This window comes from Clostridium sp. BL-8 (genome assembly GCF_002006495.1).
GTDB lineage: Bacteria > Bacillota > Clostridia > Clostridiales > Clostridiaceae > Clostridium.
Genome location: NZ_LZZL01000027.1, coordinates 22,547 through 45,844 on the forward strand (window position 1 = coordinate 22,547; position 23,298 = coordinate 45,844).

Here is a 23,298-nt window from a genome sequence, read left to right on the forward strand (position 1 = left end):
ATCAACCTTTTATTACTATATATTCTCTTTCTTGAAAATCAAAGGATTCTGGAATCACAAAGCTTTTTAAATAAATCACTTTATCCAACTTCTTATTACGCTCCCCCCCTTCTTCATCAGCCCAACAAGTATAGATTTCAAATTCTTCCCCGTCACTTATATTTTCTTCTATATATTTAAAAAGCTCTTCTAAACATTTTTTATTACTATTATAAGCTTCAATAGAATGATTTTTTAATCTCTCGCTTAAATTGAAACTCCCATAAAATTTATACACGAACTTATTTTTAAAATGTTTCTTAACTACTTCGTTCCTATCGTAAATGTTACTAATTTTTATAATTCCTAAATCATCTAAAGAATCATAAACTTTAACTTTTTCAGGAATCAAAATTCCCTTTTCAATTAAAGTTTCAATTGGCATACATGCTTTTGTTTTCTTTAATTCCTCTAAAGTCATACCTATTTGCTTTGGTTCTTTCTTTCCTCTTACTCCTAAAGGCAGTTCTTTATTTGCTGAAATATAGTGCATGAAACTCATAAAACACCCTTCTCACTATTTTTTTATAATTGATTTTTGAGATAAATCAAATGTTTAAAAGTCTGAATTTATTAAGCTAATCCCGCCCTAATTACAACATAATGTAACAGTATATCTAATTAATAGTGCATAATAATTCCTTTATTTTACTTATCTATTTCTAAACTCATAACCTGTCCAATTGTCAATCCAGTTTTATCAGCAACCGTTTCTACATCCAGTATACTTAACAAATTCTTAGCTATTTTTATTCTTTCTTCTAACCTTCCTTGTTCTTTAATTTCATTAATGAATTCTATTTTTTTTGTCTCAGCATTTCTTCTATCATTCCAAAACTCCATAGCTTCTGAAAAACTATTTAAATACTCTATTCCCGTATCAGTTATACAAAGCTCCATTTCCCTCATAATTCCGAAATTACCCTTAAAGCTTATTTGCCCTAATTTAGTAAGTTCTTTAATTCTCCAAAATACATAATCATCTGTAATTTTCGGCTCAGTACTTCCAAGTACATTTCCTACAATTCTTGGTGCTTTCTTATATTCCCTGTCTGTATATTTTAATATATCCTTGTCAAAATACCTTTCACTTACACTAAACATTTCTCCATTTTTATAACTACGTAATAATGAGTTTTCTTTAGTCAGTTTATCCCATTGATTTAGCAATTTCTTATATTCATTGCTTTCAATTTGTTTTGCTAACTTTAAATATTCATCTAATTTGTTATAGATAATTTCTGATGCTGAGCTTACAATAACAATTATTCCATTACTATTTTCTGTAATCATATATGAGACATTAACAACATGAATATTCATTTTTTTGTCTTTTAGTAAATAAAGAGTATACATCATGCCACAAATTTCTCTATTACAATTCCCATACCAAAGATAAACAGTATCACATTCATTTATTTCCGAAATATCGTCATAGAATTTTTTCCAATTATCTTCAAGTTCATTTGTTTCATAGTAAAGATAATCTTCTTCTCCATTAAGCTCTTTCCACCAACTTTGCCTACTCTTTATGTCTTTCAAATTCTTTATTTCTCCATTTGAAATATTATCATAAAGAGCTATAAGTTTATCTACTCGAATAACCTCTTTCTTAATAGCTTGTTTAAAACTACCTTCTGCACTTTGAGAATATACAATATGAACTGTTTTACCCATAACAACCTCCTTATTAGAAATAAAATACAGTAATTTTAGAAGCACCATTTATATATTTCCTAACTAATTTATTATGAAAAACAACTACTTAAAAATTGATTTCACTTTCATAGCTTCCTCCCAATTTAATTATCATACATTTTAGAAAACGGATCATAGTTACTGTCTTCATTCCAGAAATATTCAATATGCCGGCTAATCTCTAATGCTTTTTCTTTTCCCATTAGGTCTTCTATAAAACCAAGGGCCATATCAATTCCTGCCGATACTCCAGAAGATGTATATATGTTACCATTCCTTACCCATCTTGCTTCCTTTACCCATAGTACATCTTCGTTTTGTTCTGTAACCCACTTAAATGATCTTTTATTTGTAGTTGCTCTTTGTCCATTTAAAATTCCTGCTTTTGCAAGTAAAGCCGAACCAGTACATACACTAATTATGTATTTTGATTCTTTAGAAATGTTTTCAATGAAGTTAATAAAATTATTATCATTAACCTTTTCTCTTGTACCACTTCCACCTGGTACAAATAAAATTTTCAAAGTATCAACATCTTTTGTATATAAATTAGTCTCTACTTTTACTTTTTGAGAACTTTCAACAAGCCCACCATTAACTGATATAAAATTCAATTTAAAAATCTCTGGTAATCGCCCAAATATTTCAACAGGGCCAAATACGTCTAAGGTTTCAAATTCATCAAATAAAAGTATGTCAACTCTATAATTCATATTATCAACTCCTCATCTAATTTTATAAACAGCTCGCATCATCAATTATTCTTAATTCTAAAAGTGCGGCCTTAAATTATATTAATTTTTTATAATTAAACATTATCATCATTAAGGCTCTTATTTCTATATACTAAATCATTTCTCTCTTCAAATCCTTGCGATATCCAAAAAGAATTTCCTAATTCATTTGTTTCAAAAGCTACCAACGCAACCTTATTAATCCCTTGTTCTTTTAATGCTTCAATTGCAGTATTCACTAATTTTGTACCTATTCCCTGCTTTCGAGTGGTATTACTAACTGCTGTATGATATATATAGCCTCTTCTACCATCATGCCCACTCAAAATAACACCAACTATTTTATTTTCAACTTCTGCAACAAAGCAGGTTTCAGGGTTTCTATTAAGATACTTTTCAATACCTTCTTTTGAATCATCTGCATTTCTCATACCCATTCCAGGTGTATTATTCCATAGCTGATATACTGCTTGGTAATCATCAATAATCATTTTCCTTATCTTCATAGTCTTCCCCCATTATATAAATATCTTCACTACCTATCACTACTTGTTACAACAATTAAGAAACATTGAGCATTAGTTTGATTTGAATATTATTGATATATTTCTTTTGCATTTTTAGGTAATAAATGCACATCCTTTAAGAATTTCAAACTGTTATTTGCTTCAATTTCATTGTATTTAACCTTCATATTGCAAGCTACATCATTAGCAATATCATCAAATAAATCGCACATAATAAAAACTGATTTCCAAATACCTTGAACTTGCCCTGAAGGATATGTTTTTAAAAATATATCCCATGTCTCTTCCTTTAACCATCTATACATATACTTTCCTGATTTTCCAACGCTAACAGTAAAGTTTGTATCAAATCCTATTTTCCACTCCATTAAACGAATTAACTGTGGGCGAACATAATAATTTAACATGTCCATTACATAAGGTATTTCTTCTCTCCATAGTCCTTTTGCAACATTATTAAGACACCACCAAAATTCATTACAAGTATCATAAAAATTATTCTCTGTTGGTTTCTTCACCCAATAATCTTTATCTGTTGCCTCTGGTACGTCAGGCAAACACTTATCTTTATCAAGCAATATTTTACAAAGCTTTTCATTTTCAATTTCTTTTAGCACATGTGACAATGTGCATACATGTAAGTCAAGACGACTTCCGTCTGCAAATTGAGTAAGCCATCCATAAGAATTCTCTACATCATTTTCATAGTAAGAATTTTCATCAGGATATTGCATATATAATCGTTCTCCAAATTGATCTATCCAGTTCTTCTGTTCACGAAATGGCTTAGTTTCATTAACAACATAGACAATATCATAATCCTGAAAAATATCTTTTATAGCATTTCGATTTGTCCTTGAACCATTCATAACAACTGCGCGAATTCTTTCGTCATTTTCTGCAACACTTAATATTAAATTAAACATTTCTTGCTCTGTACGCATTTTACACTCCTTACTAATTTTTTTCTAATAACTACTTTGCATTATACTTTATAATAAATTTATTAATTCCTTATTATATCAACAATCTCTCTAAAATCTATTATATAAAAATCAGCAAAATTTTTTATTGCATCATAATCTTTTCTTTCCTTTTCTAATAAATGTCCTGTTAGTATAGTCCTCATCCCCAATTTTTTTGCACCTTTTAATTCATCAGATCCACCATCTCCAACAAAAAAACATTTTTCGATTATTAATTAATTATTCCTCTTCATATTGATCTAGCCATCTGCCGAATTTATTCATAAACTTATGGACTATTGCTAAATTAACTACCATAATTACAAACCCTAAAATTGAGTAAATCACAATTGTTCTTAGTATGAATAGTTTAACTATATGCTCAATTATATACATACAAATGGGCAAGCAAATAATACTTGTAACAATAGCAGGAACATATTTTCTTACAATTAATATTTGAAAGCAATGTACTACCAAATGTAAAGTAAATGCAATAAATAAACCTAACCATAGATTATACCAATTCATTACATAAGAGATAATTGTGATTATATTAATTAGCATGAATTCTTCCGCTACTCCAAATGCAAAAGATAATGTTGTAATATTGTCAAAATGAGGTAGAAACTTTTTTGATAACTTAGGAAATCTTGCACATAAATAACTTCTATTTTTGCTTATCCATGCTTGCATGAAAATTATTTCCTCAAAATCATGGAAGATAAAAAGTATAGGAAAAAGCCATATAATTACTTGTATATTATTCATTCATCAACACCTCTTAAACGTTGATAGCCTTAGTTGTATTATTACTATCAGAAATATTAATAGATATATTATAATCAGCCTTATATAAATCTGTTATCTTCAATTCTATAACCAGATATTTTGTTTAATTGTATATAAAATGATATTGTAAAAATTTTATTCTTTTTGCTATTTCCTCTATATGCGTGTTATCAGTACCACAGCAACCGCCAAAAATTTTAGTATTAAAATACTGATCTAACTTCATCATTTCACTCGCAAGACTAACACTATCAGATGATTTTAAATCACTACAATTATCTAATTCTTCTGGTGATAATGGTGAAGTATTTGCTTGTATACCACAGAAACGCTCTTTTACCAATTTAGTCTTATTAAATGAAGCGGACAATGCCTTTTCTAAAACTGTTGGATGAACACAATTTGTCATATAACCAATTGGTTTACCCACTGTTTCCTTATCTATGTTAAAAATAGCATTGTGAATAGTAGTTCCATCTATTAGCTTCCCATCATTCCTAATCATAAAGCTAATAATATATGGAAGTCCTGTACTTTCCATAGCTTTCGCCATTCCTATAGCCTCAGATAAAGCAGGCATAATTCCTGCATACAAAAAGTCCACACCTGAATTTTTGAATAAAGTTGCTTGCCATGAATGAAACTCCTGAGCCTCTTCTATAGATAAAATCTCTGTTGCTTTATATGCATCTCCCTTACATCCCATTAACCCGCCAACAAACATATTAGTGCTTGTATTTTTCTTAATTTCTTGTAAAAAACGTACATTATCTTCAATAATTTTTTCACTTAAATTAGATTGCAAAACACGCTCTTTATTGGCTCTTCGAGTTGGTGTTGTCGCAATAAATGGCAAACTATATTTTTCGGCAATTTTTACATATTCTTGAAAGATAGCTTTCATAGCTTGTCTTGACTTACAATCATAAATTAGATTAGCCATTGCAACTTTGTCATCAAACTTAATATTAAATTCCCGTTTCAATCTTTCCCCTAATGCACCTTCCATTAAAATTGATGGTGATGTATTAAAACACGTTTCAAAATCCAAATTTACCACCTACTTTTTTGATTTAATTAATCTTTCAAAATCGAGTAATATAATCTATCTATATATTTTCCATCTTGATAAAAAAATCTCGTAATGTTCCCTTATAAACAAATCCACACTTTTCAATAACTCTGTGAGAAGCAATATTTATTGTCACTAATAAGAATATTGTATACATATTTTTGAGTTTACTTTAAATATTGTTCTGGATTTAATGATATTTCTTTTATCTCTGAAAAAAACAATGAACAGTGGTATCCATCAGCAACAGCATGATGAACCTGAATAGTTACTGGCATAATAATTTTCTTACCTTCTTCAAAGAACTTTCCCCATGTTACCATTGGAAAGAGAAAGGGACTACTTCCTTCATTATTTACATTAAAAGATGTGTAATTAAACCACGGCAAACACGAAACAATGAAAAAATTATTTTGAAACTTTGTAGAAAAATTAGTATCTTGTTTATAACTGTCTAAAGAATTTTCCATATCTTTATAAAAATTCAAAAATACATTATCAAATGCCGTATATAAATCACTCATTACTTTAGTTTTATCATCTAATACAGAATAACTTGGACCAATTTCATCAAAGAATCCTAATCTCCCGTCTTCATTAAATGCCATTTTAAATTCCTTATAGTTATTTATAGCTTTAGAGACAACCCATGTAAAGGTTGGGTAAAATCTAAACTTATTAGTTTTTGTGTAATTATACAGATTTGTAATATCAATATTAACAGTTATACTGTATGTACATTTTGCATTATTAAAGAAATGATTAAAACACTCCTTCCTATCCCAAGTATTCATATTAATTATATTAAATCCCATAATCTATTCTCCCTATATTTATGTTTTATATTTGCATTTTAATTTCTTCTTTCATATGTATATTGGATTTCACCACATTGTTACCAATTGATTTCCAAGCCTACTCCAACTTCTTTTACTGGCAAAATTTTATAAATTTCCGCTCTAACAGCAAAGGAGGTGCAATGGCATGGATATAACTCTTTTATATTATTCTGTTTTAAATAATTTATAGTTTTATTTACCTGATCATTTACTTCAAATAAATGAAATCCTCCTATAATGCCTAACACTCTATTATCATTACAGACCTTTTTTGCATATTCTACAATATTGCAAATTCCACTATGAGAACATCCAGTAATAATGTAAATACCATTTTCACTTTTATAGGCAAGTGCTGTATCATCCATTACATAATCATCTACTAATATTTTACCTTCCACTTGTTTTCCTATAGGTTTTCTATTTTCAAAATCATTCATTTTAGGTATTTCTCCTAAGAATATCAGATTTTCACTAACCTTTTTAGGTTCTTTTGATAGAATTAGATTACATTTCTCTTTCAATTCATCTTGTAAAATAGGAGAACAAATTTTTAAATTCCCCATTATCTTTTCTTTAAATGTGTCTTGGTGGGCAATAATAGAAATATTACGGTTTCTATTCTGTTCAAAATAATATTTTAATCCTCTGGTATGGTCATCATGCCCATGTGAAATAACAATGGTATTTAATTTTTTTAAATCTATTCCTAACGCATCTGCATTTTTAAGAAATAAATCCGAATATCCAACATCTAATAATAATCTAACATTTCCATCTTCAATATAATAGGAAACAGCTGGTTCACCATAATAATATTGGTCAATATATGTATTATTATCTACTAAAACTTTTATCTTCATCTTTTTTCCTCCTCTTATTATCAATATTTTAAAATTATTTTCTATCATTCGGCAATTTAAAACATCATGTTAAACTAATAATTGTTTATATGAAAATAAAACTTTAATCAATATAAAAATTATATCATTATTTTCAAATTACTCATACTAATTGTAAATAAATCTATAATTTTACATAACAGGGCCTAATTTTTATTTTCTTCTTGCTTGCTATTTTCACTAAGTTTTATTAGAATTTAACCCTTTTTGCTTAAACCTTAAAATTCTTTAGACTTCTTCTATCTATGTTAGCAAAAAAACGGCGCCAAAAAACCCCGCATCAAGCCATTTCTGACCTAATACGGAGCGTATACCTATCTATTTTTCCCTAACTTTTTTATGAGTTTTGGAACTTTGAATACTAGATATGGAACTATTTCATTTCTTGACAAAATGTATGAGTAAAAAAAGTCGTGTCACGACTTTATTTTACTGTGACATAGTATAATTTATTGCCTACATTAATTTAAAAAAGACTTCATCTAAATTTAAAATGAAAAAATTCTTCTTTTTTATCAGAGTAAGGATTACTTTCAATAAACTCAAATTCAATAGAAATATTTTGCTTCTTATCAATATAAGTAACATCGTATCCATCACCACTACCCATAAAATCAGAATAAGTTTTTTTGAAATAATTATCTCCATAAGCCTTTAGTACATCTGAAAATGTAGAGTCTGAGCCTATACCTCTACTTGTTGTAAATTTTGTATTACTTGTCTTATCTCCATATCCAAAAGATATACAGATAACTTGATTATTTTTATCTATTTGAACAGATGCATAATAAGGTAGATTATCAAATTCTAAGCCTCTTATTTCATTTTTATAAGTATTCTCACGTGTTAATTTACCAAATTCTTTTTCTAAAAGTAACATATCTGCTTGTTTCATAAAGCAAATTCCTGCTAAACTCTCATTCTGTAAATTTGTACTTTTCACAAAAGGGTGTTTATGAAAAAATAAACTACATATTATACTAACGAGAATAACAATTATTATTGTTAAAAGTAAATATTTCTTTACTTAATATCTCTTATCTCACTTCATTTCTCATGGTGTAATTTTAATTATTACTAATTAACAAATTACCTATTAATTAATAGAATCTATATGAATTGTAATAATAAATTTATATTACTGTTAATTCCATAGATTTCACCTCTAACATGTATTATAAAACCTTTAACACAATTTATATTTTAAAATAAAAAGTCTTACTCACCCTAATATAATGTATTATACTAAGATGGGTACGACTTTTAGTATTAGTTATGGCAACAATTATCAAAATCCTTAACTATAAAGTTACATATATAATAGTAGTATTGTAATCACTGACCTTGGTACTCGTATAAATTGCACCTACTACATAGTTTAATATTATTAAACTACTTGCCTGACTAATTATTTTTTACCTACTACGCAAGTAATTATAAAAATAGACTCTACTACTACTAAAATATAAATAACATGGTTTCTTCTAAGTAGAATAATGCTTTTATCTCTCACCTTATACTGAAATATTTATTATAAAGGTTTTGGATTTATTTTATTATAAGCAATAAAAACTACTATACTATATAAGCAAAATCATGCGTATACCTAATACAACTAAGCATTGCCACTCATTTATAACAATTAACCGACTTCTATTAGTAATAGTTTTATTCATATAATAATGCCTGTGCTATGTTCAAAATTATAATGAATCTGCTTAAAATTGTTGCAGCAGATAAATCTATAGCATCACTTATAGCAAATCATATATCTTAAAACTGTTTTTAATTTAGATTTCTCAGTTTTTCTTGCATCTGAAATATAAATTTCTCTATGTTTTAGAGTTGTTGTTTCAATGTTATTTTCTTTTATAAAGTTTTTCATTTGCTCAAAACTTTGTGGTTCATCATCATATGAGCCAATATGCATCATTTGAACAGATAATCCATCTTCCATAGTTTCAAAAGTTACATCATTTAATAAAGGATGTGGCTTTTTCTTCCTAACATTTTCAAACGCTTTATTAACTACTTCCTGCGTCACAAAATCAGGCTGTCTAATCATTATTGTATATAGCAATTGATCCTTATTTAATATATTAGATTGTTTTCCTTCTTCAGTTAGATCCCATATCCCCTCAAGTGGATAAACAGTGTATTCAAAATAACCATCTGGTGTATACCCTTGTTTCGGCATCATTCTAACAGCATAGGATAAAGAATATAAAACACCTATCTTTTTAGAGAACTCTTCATCATTTGGATTTTCTTTTCCACTTATCATAAAAAACTTCTGCTTAGGTACTGTTATTAAATCTGGTTTCTCTTTTGGTAAGTATAAATTTTTTTCTTGTTTTTTCCACTCAAATTTCATAATTTCCCAACTTTCTATATAAATGTATTGATTAATGCTGATATAAACCTAACTTGTTAAATTTATACCATTCATCAATTTTTTCTGCAGGCTTAACATTCAAATACAACATAATTTCCCTAGCGAATTCCAAAGAAGCCGTGCCATTTGCAGTTATAATATCAGAATCACAAACCGCTTGTCTCTCAACAAAATTGCTATCACCATTGTAGTGTGGTGTTTGTGACTTCATATACTCCAACGTATTACCTGAATGTCTGATATTATTCAAATATCCATTTTCCGCCATAAAATTAGCAGCATTGCAGATTGCTGCTACTAGAATATGATTTTGAACAGCATACTCAACTACTGGCTTAATGGCATTGTTTTTCTGTTCCATCCAAGCATATCCCCCATTCAAAAGTAACATCGCAAAATTTTGCGGATAATCAGTTACGGAATAATCAGGTATGATTCTAAAGCCTCCCATAGAAAATTTGGGTTCTTTATCAACACTTATAGTTTTTACAATATAATCCCCTTCCGGTGAATTGAGTTCTGAACAAATATAAGCACTTTCCCAATCTGCATATCCATCAAAAATGAATACAAGTATTTCTTTTTTCATTGCAGCACTTCCTTTCTTAAATTATTGTATAACGAAAAAGATGACACCTATATGTCATCTTTATAAAGTTCATAAATTCTTTTTATTCTTATTTTTATTGCTTCTTTTAGTTCAACTGGTGCTATAACTTTAACTTTATCTTGCAGACTAAAAACTAAATTAGTAGTCCACTCTAAATCAGAAGCAGAAAATATAATCTGCCCCTTTTCTTTTGAACTGCTACCCCTATGAAAAAATTTAGCATCTATCCTTTCTGTTAAAAAGAATTCATTAAGAGCATCATATTCTAGTATAACTTCAAACAATGATGTTAGGTCTTGTGATGAAAACAAACCAGAACTAAAATCGTTTCTAAAATCTATTCTTTCAACTTCCTTACAATTGAAACTTTCATTCATAATTTTTAAATTAACAATTCGATTGATTTTAAACAAACGAAACTCCTGCCTATCCTCACAAAAAGCATATAAATACCAGTATGATTGCTTAAAAACAAGTTTATGAGGCTCAACTATTCTTGATGAATGTGAACTTTTAGAAATATATTCTATATTAATACAATTTCTATTCTTGATTGCCTTATGCAAAACGGCTACCTTTTCTTGTGTAATACTATCCTTAAACCACGAGGACAAATCAATCACATAATCACTTTTTGAAAATACTGTATTTATCTCTTCTGGAATTAGTTTAGCCATCAGATTTGTTAAATCATCACTTTCATCAATACTCTTCAGACCATTAAGACCAATAAAAACATTTTTTATATCATTCTTAGAAAGAATATTATTTTTTATTTTATATCCATCAATGATTGCTACTCCGCCACCAATTCCTGAATATGTAACGATTGGAACTCCTGACTCGTCTAGAGTATCCAGATCCCGAAAAATTGTACGTTTGGAGACTTCAAATCTTTCTGCTAACTCTTGTATTGTAATTCTATCTGCGTTGGCAAGAACATTTAAAATCCCTAGTAATCTATCAATTTTCAATATAGCCCACTTACTCCATTTCTAAATGATTAAATTTAAAATAATTTTTTCATACTAAAAGAAGATTACGTAAAAATAATCTAGAACACATCTATAATCCAAAAGTATTCTCAACCACCCCTGGAAGTACACTGTATAATGATTTGCCCATCTTTAATTCAAAATACTCTTTTATTTCAAATGTTGCCTTCCATTTTAGTGTAGTATATTCATTTATTCCATGTCTTAGCGCTACGTCTATCATCCTTTTCTCTATAAGGCAGTAGCCATCAATAAATGCTAGAGAATCACATAACTGAATAAGCCTATCATAATCATCATATTCAGTGCTTTCTAAATACTGTTTTACAAATTCGTACTCTTCCTTAGTGCAATCCCACTTTCCAAAAGCAGATTTTATATCTTTATAATCAAAGGAATGAGTAATACATACCTTAGCCACCCGATAAAATCCTTTTTCCATTAAAAAATTATATCCATCTAAAATATGCCTCATATCAGTTATTCCAAATCTTCTGCCTATATCATGAAGCATTCCAAGTATTGATGCAATATGTGGGTCTAATCCCTCACAATTTTCTGCTATCATTTGTGCTGCTTTACTGGCATACATAGAATGTTGTACCCAAGGCCCTGGATTTAATTCTCCAGCCTCACGCAAAAATGCTTCTGCCTCTTTAATAGTTGGTATACCTGTTCTATCATTGTATTCTAACATATTTAACTCCTTAAAATTTTCATGATTAGTAAGTTATAACTTACTGTTGTGACACGCTTATATAAAAATTTATATTAAGATTGCATTCTTACTCTTTGTAATCTTCCGCAATAAGTCCGTACATTGAATAATCACAAATGCCTTGGTTATTCCAATCTCCATGTTTTATAGTTCCCTCATAAATCAATCCACATTTCTTCATAACTTTTCCTGAATTAAGATTTCTAGGATCGTGTCTCGCTTCAATGCGATTTACCTTAACTTCTTTAAAGAAGAAACTAATTAAAGACGTAAGTGCTTCCGAGGTTATTCCTTGATGCCACCACTTTTTCCCAATGCAATAGCCAACATGAACCATATTAATACGTTCATCTATTCTAACAATACTTATACTGCCAATTGGCTCATTTCCATTTGATTTTAATACAATGGCCCATTGATAGAAGGTATCATCCTCATATTGTGCAATCCATTCCTTTATTATAGATTCTGATACACTTACATTCTTATGAGAAGGCCACATTAAATATTTCGTTACTTCTGAATCACTGGCCCAGTTCTTAAACATCGCTTCTGCATCAGACAATTCAAACTTACGTAATTTCAGTCTATTAGTTTCTAACTCTTTTGTACCTAAATGCTTCATTCTACACCCCTTTATATTATTAAAATAATCTATACTTGACCTTAATTTACTGAGAACATCCTGCTATAATATAAATACCATTGTCACTTTTATATACAAGTGCAGTATCATCAAATACAAAATCATCCTCAAGAACTTTGTCATTCATTTGCTTTCTAATAGGTTTTCTCTTTTCAAAGTCATTCATTTTTGGTATTTCACCTAAAAAGGTTATATTTTTACTAATCTTAATCTGTTCTTTTGAAAGAATTAAAATAACTTGCTGGTATGGCACAATTTAAGATTAACTATGTATTAGCAAATGGACATACTTTTCTACATATATTGCATCCATATACAAATCCTCCACCATCAGTTACATAACAGCATAATTCTCTACATTTCTTTTGATTTACTGTAATCCCATCTAACGCAGATTGAGGACATGAGTCTAGACAAATATTACAGTTTTCTGGGCATAAATTACTTACTAATTCATCTTCTATTAATTCTGCATTAGTCATTACTGCTCCAAGATAGAGACGATTTCCATATTTCTTGTTTATTAATAAAGTATTCTTCCCTATCCATCCAATACCAGATAACTTAGCTAAATGTTTTAATGATAATATTCCTCTGCCATGTTTATTTACTGAATCCCAATATTCATAAGGTTCATCTGATGGAATAGGTATTGCCTTATAGCCTACTGATTCAATTGTATCAGTAAGTTTAATAGCAATATCATCTAGCAAACTAGCCGATTTATTTTTAATAAATGTATAAGGAACATTTGTATTGGCTTCAAATAAACTTGCTGAAAATTGCTTTCCAAATACTATCACTGATTTTGTTTCAGAATAAACATCTAATGGATGGAATCCCTTTGGAGCATCATTAAATCTTTTTATACTTCCAATTCCACATACATCTGCTCCTAACGAATATGCCATCTCTTTAATATAATTACTATCCATAACACCCTCCCCTATCTCCTAGTTTTTTAAGCATATTTGAACTAACAATCTTGTACTAAATTATACCTTTTTTGATTAAATATGTCATCGAGAAATTAAATAAAAACAGTATAAATTCCCATAATTTTGTTCTTGACATTTTATTATCTACTATCTTTAAATCGTATATTTTTAGTTCCAATTTGTAACATACTATAAGATAATAGTAATAAATTTTAGGAGGATTACATGAGTTAAATAAATGATAAATTTCAATATTTTTTAAGTTGCCCTGATTATAAAGAAATTGCTAAAACAAGCGTAAATACTGCACAAATGATACAATTACTTCATTATATGATTAATTCTTATGATATTTCTTGTTTCCCTATTTTTGAAGATTGTTATAAATCTACCAGCAATCTAAAGGTATATACCTTGAAAATTTAGTATCCTTTGCACGAGAATTTGGATAATATTGCTACAGTTCATCCCCCTAAAGGATTTTTAGAAATATTTACATTTAGTAATGGTGAAGCCCAAGAACCATATTTTATTAAAACCGATAATAGGGAATGTACCTATAAGAGTTTAAAACTATTTACCTTATAATCAAAGTAATTAATTTATACAAGAAAAGTGGTACCCATTCTAATATAATGTATTATACTAAGAAGAGTAAGACTTTTTACTCTGAGTTTATAATAACTATTACTAAAATTACTTAAAAAACATCTAAATATATATCTTCATTAATTTTTTCCGTTACATACTTTAACGAGTAGTGCAATATGACAGTATTAGTTTATTTATAACTAAAAAAACAGTATTGACATTATTAGTACCAATACTGCTTAATTTTACTTAACTAACTATTATTAATTGACTTCCAGCATCTATATTTGCTCCTGCCAAGTATTTCATTGCAGTTTCTTTTTTTAATATACTTTTAGATAAATTCTTTGAATTTGAAAAACCTATTTGCTCACAATCCATTTTTTTAGGTATACCCCTTTATCTAATTTAGATATAAATCTTATGAAATCAGTATAATTAGGATTATACGCTTGTTCCTTGTCATATGCTGCTTTCTTTTCATTTATTTTATGTTCAAGATCCAAAGAAAATTCTTTACCCTTAGCATATTACTATTTATTTTGAATGCATTCACCTATTAATTTAATATTATGATGAATTATTCATGTTCCTTTAATTCAGCCATTGTAAAAAGTGCTTTTAATTCTAAACCTGATTCTCTTAATTTTTTCCTTCCTTCTGGATTTCTCTCTATAACACATAATACATTTTCTAATTTTGCTCCAAAACCTCTTAAATCCTCTGCACTTAATAAAATTTGTCCACCTGTTGTTACAACATCCTCTATAATGCATACTTTTTTATTCCTAAAGTCGGTTCCCTCTGCTAACTTACACGTACCATATTCTTTGGCTTTTTTCCTTACAAATACTACTGGAATTCCTGTTTCAATTGATAGTGCTGTTGCTATTGGAATTCCTCCCATCTCTAAACCTGCCAAAATCTCTGTACCTTCCGGCACTTGTTCTACTAAATGTTTAGCAATTTCTCTTAAAATTACTGGATTTGACTCAAATAAATATTTATCAAAATATTCATTTGAAATTTGTCCTGACCTTAACTTAAAAGTTCCATTTAAATGTGCTACTTCATAAATTGATTTACATAATTCATCTCTTTTCAATTTTATTTCCTCCAAAATCCTTTTATTAATATATATCTAATATAAAATTAACATTAATCTTAAAAAATTTAATTATTTGTATGAATTCTAAACTATGATCCGTTAATTCTCCATTTTTATAATAGATAATAGTCATCATCTTTCCCATGTCTCACTAAATATATAATCATCATTACAACCTCACACTTTATATTCTTTGCTTGAATCATTAATAAATGATAATACGTGTTGTATATACTCTCCAACTTTATCTGTATGAATAAAATGAACACAATTTTTTACAATAACTACTTTACCTATAATATCAGCCTCCTATCATTTAACCAACCAATCTTCATATTGTTATAATTTTAGTTTAAATAATGATTTCTTTTAGACCTCGTAGATCACTAGAGTAATACTTTACGTTGTTATCATTTTTACTTCTTACAAGAACCCCCTTTATTCCTACACTTTCAGCACCTTTTACATCTGCAATAATGCTATCACCTATCATCCATATTTCTGAATGATTATGTAATTTTTCTAAAGCATATTTATATATTTTAGGATTAGGCTTTTCATATCCCACATTTGCAGATGAAATACAGTAAGTTATATATTCTGATAACCCTAATTCTCTAACTATATCCTCAAGTTCTGGAATATGATTAGATAATATAATATTAGTAAAACCTCTTTCTTTGTAATAATCCAGTATTTCTATAGTATCATCAAATAGGGTAAATTCAGTTGCCTTTATCAATTCTTCTCTAACATTTCTAGCCAAAAGTATTGCCTTATCTTCAGTAATTTTAAATTCTTTATATACATCTATGAATATATTTTCCGCATGTTTCCACCAACTATTTCCCTTTGTTAAATGCAAATATTCTTTCTTATGATCTTGCCAAGGAAATCCAATAATTTTTTTCTTTTTAAAATCATCAAGAACAATATCAGTATTTGGTTCATAATTTTTTAACACCTTATATAGTGCTTTACTAAACATAAAATTATTACTTGCTAATGTATCCTGAAAATCCCAAAATAATACCTTCTCCATCTTCATTTTCCTTTAATTCCAATCTACAATATTTAACTATACTAATTTGTATTCTTGCAAATTGTTTCAACAACTGCTCTATATGCAAAAACTTTTAACTTTTTTTGTCGTTCTTTTCTTGACGGTTGAGTTATTCTTCTATGTAACCATTCTAAATTTAATTTTTTCCAAATTTGTGGTGTAGGTTTAACTTTTCCTGTAATTACATCAAGAGTTCCTCCTACACCAAAAACAACTTTTGTATTAAGTTCACTTTTATGTTTATAAATCCATTTATCAGCAAGTGGAGATCCTAACGCAACTATAAGAATATCAGGTTTTGAATCATTTATGTCGTGAACAATTTTATCTTCTTCTTCATTTTTAAAATAACCATTATTTCTACCAGCAATTTTAATATTGGAATAATTTTCAATTATATATTCTGCTGCTTTACTATTTACTTCTTCGTCTGATCCTAACAAATAAAATGACCAGCCTTTCTGATTTCCAACCTCTAAACATTCCAAAAACAAATCATAACCTGTAACTCTTTCTTGCACTGGATTTCTTTTTAATCTTGATGCAAAAACAATACCTACTCCATCTGGAGTTATTATATCTGCTTCAAGTGATATTTTTTTCAATTCTGGATCATCCTGAATCTGAACTGCAATTTCTGGGTTTACTGTGATAAGATGAAATATTTTATTGTTATCTTCTGATACTTTAGTATCAATTAATTTAACTGTTTCCTTCAAATTTAGTTTTGAGAAATTTATTCCCAAAATATTTACATAACTCTCCATATTGTATCCTCTTTCATTAAAATGCAGTTTATTCTATAGTAACTTGTCTTAATTTTATATCACACTTAAAATCTCCTAATATTAATTGATTTTCTTTAATAACCACGCCATATTTTGCCCCAAATTATGCATATTATTAATTCCTTCTTCATCTTTGTATATATCTCCTATGTCTTTTCCATAAACCATGTTCCAATATGTAGATCCAGATATAATAACTTCTTTATTCAATAAGAAATGATTCATAGTATCCACTGCTATCATTCCCCCACCTCTACGGACAGCAGATATAGACGCACCAACCTTATGTTTAAGTAAACCTGGATTTGTTGCAACAACAACTCCTGCTCTTTCTAAAAAGGCTTTCATATTTGCCGTTACATCTGCTGAATATACTGGAGAACCCAAAAGAATGCCGTCTGCCAATTTCATTTTTTCAAAGCACTCATAAAACATGTCTTTCTTAAAAATACAGTTATTCTTTCCTTTACATGCAAAGCACCCTTTACATGGTTCAATTATATTTCTAGAGAATTGAACCATTTCTGTCTCAATTCCTTCCTTTTCTAATTCCTCAAAGACACTCTTCATAATCAATGCTGTATTTCCATCTTTTCTTTGACTACCATTTATTCCTAAAACCTTCATTTTTCTACCTCATTAAAATTACTAATTTTTAATTGTCATAAATTTTATAAATATTTAGTATTAATCGTTTTAAATATTTTTCTCATAACAATAGAAAGGAAGGTCTCTCCAAGGAAAATATACCTGTCCCGCTTTTTTATAACCAAAATTCTCATATAGTTTAAGTGCTGTTTCATTTCCACTATAAGCGTCTAATCTAATACATGTATAGTTATTTCTAGTAGCCACATCTTCAATGAAATTTAACATTTTTTTTGCAATACCCTTTCCCTGAGATTCAGGATGAACAGACAATCTATGAATAACTAATACCTTTCTTCCATCAGAAAACCATTTTATTTGGCTGTATTCTGGAGATTGTTCTTCTGTTATTGCAACATATGCTATGCACTTGCCATTATCCTTTAAAACGTAACACTGCTCACTATCAATATCATTTTCAATAATATTTGCATCTGGATAAAATTTATTCCACTGATATATGCCTTGGCTCTCCATATATTTTATACAGTTAGAAATTATATCAAAAATGCCTGATATGTCTTGTTTCTGTCCCTTAATAATATCCATCACTTTTCCCCTTTAAATGAATTTCAAAAAATTCGTACTTTATGAAAAAGACAAATTACTCTATAAATTTATTATACTTGTATGGCATTATAATCATCACTAATAATTCCATAACAAATATCATCATTAGGTTTAATATTTTCAATTTCAAATCGTCTTATAGTTTCTACCTTTTTCATTATAGTTTTCTGCAAAACTCTTCCTGAGCGTGAATTAACTATCCTATGAAACGCTTCTAACTTATAGAATTCTGGCTTTTTAAATGAAAAATCAATAACTTCATTTAATGCCTCTGTAGCATAACCTTTTCCTGTATAATTTTCACCAATACAATACTCGATTTCTGTGGTTTCAATTTCCGTGTATACTTTACAAAATGCAATTTGACCTATGTTTTCATCATTCTCTTTAAGTATTATAGCCCATCTATAGAAGTCATTATTATTATAATTCATAATCCATTTACTTAATAATTCATGAACATCATCAACAATTTTATACGTTGGTTCATCATATTCGTTTTGTATAGCAGGATTTGCAATCCAATTTTTTAGCATATGTGGAATATCACCATATACAAATTTACGAAGTATTAATCGTTCTGATTCTATTTGAATAGTTACTGTATGTTTTAACATTTTCCCCCCCATTAAGTTTAAATAATCTCATTTTCACCTTAATTTAATGTTACGTTTTATAAAAATGTTGCGAAATGATACTATTAATTATTTTGTACTTCTAATACTCTATATTTATAAAACTGCTGATTCTAAAATAGAAAATGATGTTTTAGAACAATCAATTTCTGCTAAAGCACCAAAAGGAAGACATATTTTAGGTTCCGTATGACCAAAGTTCATATTACATAAGATAGGCATGTCTTCTCTTCCAAACTCTTTCATGACTTTTCTTATCACCATTTTGTATTCCTCATAATGCTCCTCATCTTGTGGTTTACCCCAAATAATACCTTTTATCTTTCCTAATATTCCGTTAATTCCATAATTTCTTAACCCACATTCAATAAACCATGCTGGTGGTTTTTCTTCTGATGTCTCTAAAAATAAAATTGTATTATCAAAATCCTCAAGTTTTGGGAAAACTTCTGTTCCTCGAAGCATATCAAAAACTTCAAAGCACCCTCCAATTAAATTCCCTTGTACAGTTCCATTGCCTTGTATAAGTTCATAACCTTGATTTGGCTTATATTTTCTTTGAATTAACTTATTCTTTTCTTCCCAAGGTAAATATTCACTTGTCCACTCCAATGCTGGCTCAATTTTCCCTATTACCTCAGATTTAAATAAAGTTTTATTTATGTGCTCCACAGTATATTGGCTCATAGACACATTCTCTGCAAAATCAACTAATAAAGTAGGCCCATAAATACTTGATATTCCTGCTTTATAACAAAATAGATGTGTTGTTGTTGTGTCAGAATATCCCATAAAAACTTTTGGATTTTTATTAATGATTTCAAAATCTATGTATGGGAGCATTCGTATACTTTCAATTCCTCCAATACATGCAATAATACCTTTAATAGAATCATCACTAAATGCATTCATTAAGTCTTCTGCTCGTTTTTGTGGATGATTATATATGTATTCTGTTCCTGCCAATGTATGGTTCATTTCAATAACTTCCAAACCAAAAACCTGCTCAAGTCGCTCTTTCCCTTGTTTGTATCTCCACAGTATATCTGCATCGCCTGCTCCTCCCCATGATAAACTAACCAATGCTATTTTATCCCCTCTTTTTAACTTTTTAGGTTTCTTCAATGTTTTCATATATTGTTTTCCTTCCATTAATTATTTATAACTAATCTTTGCTTCACAATACTTTACATTGGTGCAACACCTATAAACTTCAACTGTTACACCCATTAAGAAAATTATGATTTAACTTCTTTTTTTCTTCATAAGTATTGCCCATAAAAATTCTTTACCATATACATTGGAATTATTAGACTCCTGCATTTTTCTAAATTCAATTATATCAAAATAATTTTCAAGAATTTTCTTTAATTTATATTCTGAAAAACCAATTCCACCATGCATAGAATAATCTCGATATACATCATAATCTGATATATTTGCTCCACCATTTAAATCAAAACAAGTCATTGCAAAACATCCATCGTCTTTTAAATAATTTAGAATGGTTTTAAAATAGTAATCTCTTCTATGTGGTTTAATGTGATGGAAACATCCACTATCATTAATAAAATCAAAACTTTTGGAATCATCTTCAAAATCAAATAATGATTCACACTTAAATATAGGTCTATTAGTATAATCTACTGCTAATTCATTTGCCCAATCTATTGAATTATTAGAGATATCTATTCCAGTTACATCAAACCCTTGTGTGGTTAGATATAATGAATTTCGACCATTTCCACACCCAATATCTAAAGCCTTACCCTTATTCAATATATTGGATATACAGTATGAGATAAGATTTTCATCAGGAATGTTTTTAAAAAAAGGAATTGGCTTTTCCCTATCAGCATAAAATTTATTCCACCATTCATTATCTCTCTTTTCAAGAATATCATCCAGCATATTAAGTGTATCGTCGGTTGTAATAATTAATTCTTCATCAATTTTATTTTTCACTTGTATCATCCCTATCTTTATTTATTCTAAATATTCCATTATTAAAAATAATTGTTACATTAGTGCATCTTCCACAAATTTTAACTTGTTATACCTTGTAATGAAATTACCAAATTATTAATTATTTTCTCTTACTTCTATTTCGTGCTGTAAACAACGAATAATATTCTTTCTTTCTGTATTAGTCTTTCCATGGCATAACTCAGCAATAGTTGCTGCAAATTCTTCATTACTATACGTTGTTAATAAGTGATCTAATATTTCTATATTTTCTTTACACATATGATTCTCAACCTTTCATTTATTTCAAGTAGTACATATTCTTATTCGATGACTTATAAAAGCAATCCAATACTTCTATACTAATTATACCTTTTCTGATCAAATATGGTATGACAAAATATATAAAAGTAGCATAAATCTCAATTTTATTACCGTATCATAAGTATATTTATGTGAACTTATTTCTAAATCCTATATATTTTATGTACAATTTATAGGATATTGTAAGATAATAACAACAAAATATAGTGTATTATAGGAGGCTTTTATGAGTTATATAGATGATAAGTTTCAGCATTTTTTAAGTTTCCCTGATTATAAAGAAATTGCTAAAACAAGTGTAAATACTGCACAAATGATACAATTACTTCATTATATGATTAATTCTTATGACATTCCTTGCTTTCCAGTTTTTAGAGACAACCATAGATCCTCTAGTGATTTAAAGGTATATAATTTAAAAATCCAATATCCATTGCATGAAGATTGGAATAATGTTGCTACATTCAACCCACATAAAGGATTTTTAGAAATATTCACATTTACTAATGGTGAAGCCCAAGAATCATATTTTATAAAAACTGATAATAGAAAATGTACCTACAAAAATAGAATTGTACCATTAGAGCAATTATTTGATGAAATTAAAGAGGTTTTTAATTTACGTAAAGGTAAAGAATATCTACAATAAATTACAATATCTCTTGCCTCACTTTATTTCTCAGTCCGTACGCTTAAATGTTACTGGACAAAATAATTACCCCATACTCAAAAATAGTTAATCTAGACATAATGTTTATACAAAAAGTCGTACCCATCCTAATATAATGTATTATACTAGGAAGAGTAAGACTTCTTACTATGAGTCTATAATAACTCTTACAGAAATTACTTAAAATATCTAAATATAAAATTAAATACAATGTATAGCAACTAGTATCCCCTAATACTATTGCCCTATATTTTATTTAGTAATTTACAGTTTTCCGCTTACTCTTAGTTTTTTGCCTAATACCAACTAATTATAGACACTTAAATATAAACTCTACTTTTAAAACTTTAATATGAATAACATGCTTTCTTTAAATAAGATAATGCTTTTATCTCTAACCTCATACTGAAATATTCATTTTGAAAAATTAGGCTTTATTTTATTGATAAGCACTAAAAACTACTGCCTACTATGAATAAAATACATGTATGCCTTATACTCATAATCATTACTTTTCATCTTAGTAGCAACTAAACAGACTTCTAACTTCAAGTTTTATTTCTTCATAAAGTCGTACATATATTAGGTTTAAAATTATAAGATATATAAGTAACTTTCATATAAATTCTTAAATTAGATATCTTCATTAATTTTCTATTGCAACATTTAACAAGTAGTGCAATATGACGGAATTAGTTTATTTATAATTTAAAAGTAATTCTTGTAAGAACAAAGTGGCTGCGCCACGCTCCTTCGGAGAAATTCCTAGTAGTATAAGTTAAAAACCATAGAGACTAGTATTCCCCTATGGTTTTCTTAATTATAGCTTATAATTTTTTCCGTATACACTATTATATTCCTTAGGTCTCATAGTACCACCACATTTTTCGCATGAAAAACAAGGCGGTTCATCTATGTTACTTTGATCCATCTCATCAAAGTATTCTACAACCTCCCTAGATACATTTTCCTAGACATTAAAAAAAATACGCACATCTATAGATATTAAAATCTATTAGATGTGCGTATTTAGAACCGTCTACCTAACTAGGTAAAACCCTCTAAA

At 28.4% G+C, this 23,298-nt stretch carries 28 protein-coding genes and 1 pseudogene; 1 reads left to right on the top strand and 28 read right to left on the bottom strand.

Translation table 11 applies throughout. The annotated features are described in order from the left end of the window. Position 1: 1 nt before the first annotated feature. The 28 genes and pseudogenes from CLOBL_RS11070 to CLOBL_RS27975 all read right to left on the bottom strand — a co-directional run bounded on the left by CLOBL_RS11070 (position 2) and on the right by CLOBL_RS27975 (position 21,520). Positions 2-541 carry a hypothetical protein gene (locus tag CLOBL_RS11070; protein WP_077859087.1) on the bottom strand — a complete coding sequence of 180 codons (540 nt, stop codon included), beginning with the start codon at positions 539-541 and terminating at the stop codon, positions 2-4. 146 nt (positions 542-687) lie between these two features. Continuing rightward, positions 688-1,716, bottom strand: coding sequence for a DUF1835 domain-containing protein (locus tag CLOBL_RS11075; protein WP_179117735.1), 1,029 nt, complete (start codon positions 1,714-1,716; stop codon positions 688-690). 125 nt (positions 1,717-1,841) lie between these two features. Next, the gene (locus CLOBL_RS11080) at positions 1,842-2,450 is read right to left on the bottom strand and encodes a DJ-1/PfpI family protein (RefSeq protein ID WP_077859089.1); all 609 of its coding nucleotides are present in this window, start codon (positions 2,448-2,450) and stop codon (positions 1,842-1,844) included. 95 nt (positions 2,451-2,545) lie between these two features. Next, entirely contained in the window at positions 2,546-2,977 is a 432-nt protein-coding gene (locus CLOBL_RS11085) for a GNAT family N-acetyltransferase (protein WP_077859090.1), read from the bottom strand. An 89-nt stretch (positions 2,978-3,066) separates the two neighbouring features. After that, complete coding sequence (locus tag CLOBL_RS11090; RefSeq protein ID WP_077859091.1) at positions 3,067-3,942, bottom strand: aminoglycoside 6-adenylyltransferase; 876 nt, start codon at positions 3,940-3,942, stop codon at positions 3,067-3,069. 62 nt (positions 3,943-4,004) lie between these two features. Then, positions 4,005-4,133 (bottom strand): hypothetical protein, encoded by a 129-nt coding sequence (locus CLOBL_RS28940; RefSeq protein WP_278281330.1) that lies wholly within the window; start codon positions 4,131-4,133, stop codon positions 4,005-4,007. Positions 4,134-4,203: 70 nt separating this feature from the next. Then, positions 4,204-4,734, bottom strand: a complete 531-nt coding sequence (locus CLOBL_RS11100; protein ID WP_077859092.1) for an HXXEE domain-containing protein — start codon at positions 4,732-4,734, stop codon at positions 4,204-4,206. Positions 4,735-4,858: 124 nt separating this feature from the next. After that, complete coding sequence (locus CLOBL_RS11105; protein ID WP_077859093.1) at positions 4,859-5,806, bottom strand: homocysteine S-methyltransferase family protein; 948 nt, start codon at positions 5,804-5,806, stop codon at positions 4,859-4,861. 188 nt (positions 5,807-5,994) lie between these two features. Then, on the bottom strand, positions 5,995-6,642 hold the full coding sequence (locus tag CLOBL_RS11110) for a CatA-like O-acetyltransferase (RefSeq protein ID WP_077859094.1): 648 nt from the start codon (positions 6,640-6,642) through the stop codon (positions 5,995-5,997). A gap of 80 nt (positions 6,643-6,722) precedes the next feature. After that, positions 6,723-7,529 carry an MBL fold metallo-hydrolase gene (locus CLOBL_RS11115; RefSeq protein WP_077859095.1) on the bottom strand — a complete coding sequence of 269 codons (807 nt, stop codon included), beginning with the start codon at positions 7,527-7,529 and terminating at the stop codon, positions 6,723-6,725. A 517-nt stretch (positions 7,530-8,046) separates the two neighbouring features. Continuing rightward, positions 8,047-8,463, bottom strand: coding sequence for a hypothetical protein (locus CLOBL_RS11120; protein WP_077859096.1), 417 nt, complete (start codon positions 8,461-8,463; stop codon positions 8,047-8,049). An 855-nt stretch (positions 8,464-9,318) separates the two neighbouring features. Further along, positions 9,319-9,942 (bottom strand): GyrI-like domain-containing protein, encoded by a 624-nt coding sequence (locus tag CLOBL_RS11125; protein ID WP_077859097.1) that lies wholly within the window; start codon positions 9,940-9,942, stop codon positions 9,319-9,321. A 31-nt stretch (positions 9,943-9,973) separates the two neighbouring features. Next, positions 9,974-10,552 (bottom strand): type 1 glutamine amidotransferase family protein, encoded by a 579-nt coding sequence (locus tag CLOBL_RS11130; RefSeq protein WP_077859098.1) that lies wholly within the window; start codon positions 10,550-10,552, stop codon positions 9,974-9,976. Positions 10,553-10,599: 47 nt separating this feature from the next. Beyond that, entirely contained in the window at positions 10,600-11,547 is a 948-nt protein-coding gene (locus tag CLOBL_RS11135) for a YafY family protein (protein WP_077859099.1), read from the bottom strand. A gap of 91 nt (positions 11,548-11,638) precedes the next feature. Next, the gene (locus CLOBL_RS11140; RefSeq protein WP_077859100.1) at positions 11,639-12,265 is read right to left on the bottom strand and encodes an HD domain-containing protein; all 627 of its coding nucleotides are present in this window, start codon (positions 12,263-12,265) and stop codon (positions 11,639-11,641) included. An 88-nt stretch (positions 12,266-12,353) separates the two neighbouring features. Continuing rightward, positions 12,354-12,911, bottom strand: a complete 558-nt coding sequence (locus CLOBL_RS11145; RefSeq protein WP_077859101.1) for a GNAT family N-acetyltransferase — start codon at positions 12,909-12,911, stop codon at positions 12,354-12,356. 52 nt (positions 12,912-12,963) lie between these two features. Further along, a pseudogene (locus CLOBL_RS28515) lies at positions 12,964-13,176 on the bottom strand (MBL fold metallo-hydrolase); the annotation flags it as partial. Positions 13,177-13,198: 22 nt separating this feature from the next. Beyond that, on the bottom strand, positions 13,199-13,867 hold the full coding sequence (locus CLOBL_RS11150; protein ID WP_077859102.1) for an epoxyqueuosine reductase: 669 nt from the start codon (positions 13,865-13,867) through the stop codon (positions 13,199-13,201). Between the two features lie 843 nt (positions 13,868-14,710). Continuing rightward, positions 14,711-14,842, bottom strand: coding sequence for a hypothetical protein (locus tag CLOBL_RS28945; protein ID WP_278281331.1), 132 nt, complete (start codon positions 14,840-14,842; stop codon positions 14,711-14,713). Between the two features lie 199 nt (positions 14,843-15,041). Continuing rightward, a complete protein-coding gene (gene pyrE / locus CLOBL_RS11155; RefSeq protein ID WP_009169918.1) occupies positions 15,042-15,566 on the bottom strand; it encodes an orotate phosphoribosyltransferase in 525 nt (174 codons plus the stop codon). A gap of 355 nt (positions 15,567-15,921) precedes the next feature. Next, positions 15,922-16,611, bottom strand: coding sequence for an HAD-IA family hydrolase (locus tag CLOBL_RS11160; RefSeq protein ID WP_009169917.1), 690 nt, complete (start codon positions 16,609-16,611; stop codon positions 15,922-15,924). Positions 16,612-16,652: 41 nt separating this feature from the next. Beyond that, positions 16,653-17,399, bottom strand: a complete 747-nt coding sequence (locus CLOBL_RS11165; RefSeq protein ID WP_009169916.1) for a WecB/TagA/CpsF family glycosyltransferase — start codon at positions 17,397-17,399, stop codon at positions 16,653-16,655. Between the two features lie 81 nt (positions 17,400-17,480). Further along, positions 17,481-18,047, bottom strand: coding sequence for a flavodoxin family protein (locus tag CLOBL_RS11170; RefSeq protein ID WP_077859103.1), 567 nt, complete (start codon positions 18,045-18,047; stop codon positions 17,481-17,483). A 69-nt stretch (positions 18,048-18,116) separates the two neighbouring features. After that, positions 18,117-18,617 carry a GNAT family N-acetyltransferase gene (locus CLOBL_RS11175; RefSeq protein ID WP_077859104.1) on the bottom strand — a complete coding sequence of 167 codons (501 nt, stop codon included), beginning with the start codon at positions 18,615-18,617 and terminating at the stop codon, positions 18,117-18,119. A gap of 71 nt (positions 18,618-18,688) precedes the next feature. Next, positions 18,689-19,255, bottom strand: a complete 567-nt coding sequence (locus CLOBL_RS11180) for a GNAT family N-acetyltransferase (RefSeq protein ID WP_077859105.1) — start codon at positions 19,253-19,255, stop codon at positions 18,689-18,691. Between the two features lie 114 nt (positions 19,256-19,369). Beyond that, on the bottom strand, positions 19,370-20,407 hold the full coding sequence (locus CLOBL_RS11185; protein ID WP_077859106.1) for a S66 peptidase family protein: 1,038 nt from the start codon (positions 20,405-20,407) through the stop codon (positions 19,370-19,372). Positions 20,408-20,518: 111 nt separating this feature from the next. Further along, positions 20,519-21,238, bottom strand: a complete 720-nt coding sequence (locus CLOBL_RS11190; RefSeq protein ID WP_077859107.1) for a class I SAM-dependent methyltransferase — start codon at positions 21,236-21,238, stop codon at positions 20,519-20,521. A gap of 117 nt (positions 21,239-21,355) precedes the next feature. After that, complete coding sequence (locus CLOBL_RS27975; protein WP_179117737.1) at positions 21,356-21,520, bottom strand: hypothetical protein; 165 nt, start codon at positions 21,518-21,520, stop codon at positions 21,356-21,358. 268 nt (positions 21,521-21,788) lie between these two features. Between CLOBL_RS27975 and CLOBL_RS11195 the strand changes: the two genes are divergently transcribed. Continuing rightward, entirely contained in the window at positions 21,789-22,211 is a 423-nt protein-coding gene (locus CLOBL_RS11195) for a hypothetical protein (RefSeq protein ID WP_077859108.1), read from the top strand. The last annotated feature ends 1,087 nt before the right edge of the window (positions 22,212-23,298 follow it).

Bases quoted from the DNA above. Each gene is read 5' to 3' on its own strand.
- CLOBL_RS11165 (WP_009169916.1), bottom strand. From the start codon at position 17,399: ATGGAGAGTTATGTAAATATTTTGGGAATAAATTTCTCAAAACTAAAT.
- CLOBL_RS11160 (WP_009169917.1), bottom strand. From the start codon at position 16,611: ATGGAGAAGGTATTATTTTGGGATTTTCAGGATACATTAGCAAGTAAT.
- CLOBL_RS11185 (WP_077859106.1), bottom strand. From the start codon at position 20,407: ATGAAAACATTGAAGAAACCTAAAAAGTTAAAAAGAGGGGATAAAATA.
- CLOBL_RS11145 (WP_077859101.1), bottom strand. From the start codon at position 12,911: ATGAAGCATTTAGGTACAAAAGAGTTAGAAACTAATAGACTGAAATTA.
- CLOBL_RS28945 (WP_278281331.1), bottom strand. From the start codon at position 14,842: ATGGATTGTGAGCAAATAGGTTTTTCAAATTCAAAGAATTTATCTAAA.
- CLOBL_RS11075 (WP_179117735.1), bottom strand. From the start codon at position 1,716: ATGGGTAAAACAGTTCATATTGTATATTCTCAAAGTGCAGAAGGTAGT.
- CLOBL_RS11130 (WP_077859098.1), bottom strand. From the start codon at position 10,552: ATGAAAAAAGAAATACTTGTATTCATTTTTGATGGATATGCAGATTGG.
- CLOBL_RS11110 (WP_077859094.1), bottom strand. From the start codon at position 6,642: ATGGGATTTAATATAATTAATATGAATACTTGGGATAGGAAGGAGTGT.
- CLOBL_RS11140 (WP_077859100.1), bottom strand. From the start codon at position 12,265: ATGTTAGAATACAATGATAGAACAGGTATACCAACTATTAAAGAGGCA.
- CLOBL_RS11180 (WP_077859105.1), bottom strand. From the start codon at position 19,255: ATGTTAAAACATACAGTAACTATTCAAATAGAATCAGAACGATTAATA.
- CLOBL_RS11175 (WP_077859104.1), bottom strand. From the start codon at position 18,617: ATGGATATTATTAAGGGACAGAAACAAGACATATCAGGCATTTTTGAT.
- CLOBL_RS11195 (WP_077859108.1), top strand. From the start codon at position 21,789: ATGAGTTATATAGATGATAAGTTTCAGCATTTTTTAAGTTTCCCTGAT.
- CLOBL_RS11115 (WP_077859095.1), bottom strand. From the start codon at position 7,529: ATGAAGATAAAAGTTTTAGTAGATAATAATACATATATTGACCAATAT.
- CLOBL_RS11100 (WP_077859092.1), bottom strand. From the start codon at position 4,734: ATGAATAATATACAAGTAATTATATGGCTTTTTCCTATACTTTTTATC.
- CLOBL_RS11125 (WP_077859097.1), bottom strand. From the start codon at position 9,942: ATGAAATTTGAGTGGAAAAAACAAGAAAAAAATTTATACTTACCAAAA.
- CLOBL_RS11170 (WP_077859103.1), bottom strand. From the start codon at position 18,047: ATGAAGGTTTTAGGAATAAATGGTAGTCAAAGAAAAGATGGAAATACA.
- CLOBL_RS11080 (WP_077859089.1), bottom strand. From the start codon at position 2,450: ATGAATTATAGAGTTGACATACTTTTATTTGATGAATTTGAAACCTTA.
- CLOBL_RS11120 (WP_077859096.1), bottom strand. From the start codon at position 8,463: ATGAAACAAGCAGATATGTTACTTTTAGAAAAAGAATTTGGTAAATTA.
- CLOBL_RS11070 (WP_077859087.1), bottom strand. From the start codon at position 541: ATGAGTTTCATGCACTATATTTCAGCAAATAAAGAACTGCCTTTAGGA.
- CLOBL_RS11090 (WP_077859091.1), bottom strand. From the start codon at position 3,942: ATGCGTACAGAGCAAGAAATGTTTAATTTAATATTAAGTGTTGCAGAA.
- CLOBL_RS11150 (WP_077859102.1), bottom strand. From the start codon at position 13,867: ATGGATAGTAATTATATTAAAGAGATGGCATATTCGTTAGGAGCAGAT.
- CLOBL_RS11085 (WP_077859090.1), bottom strand. From the start codon at position 2,977: ATGAAGATAAGGAAAATGATTATTGATGATTACCAAGCAGTATATCAG.
- CLOBL_RS27975 (WP_179117737.1), bottom strand. From the start codon at position 21,520: ATGTGTAAAGAAAATATAGAAATATTAGATCACTTATTAACAACGTAT.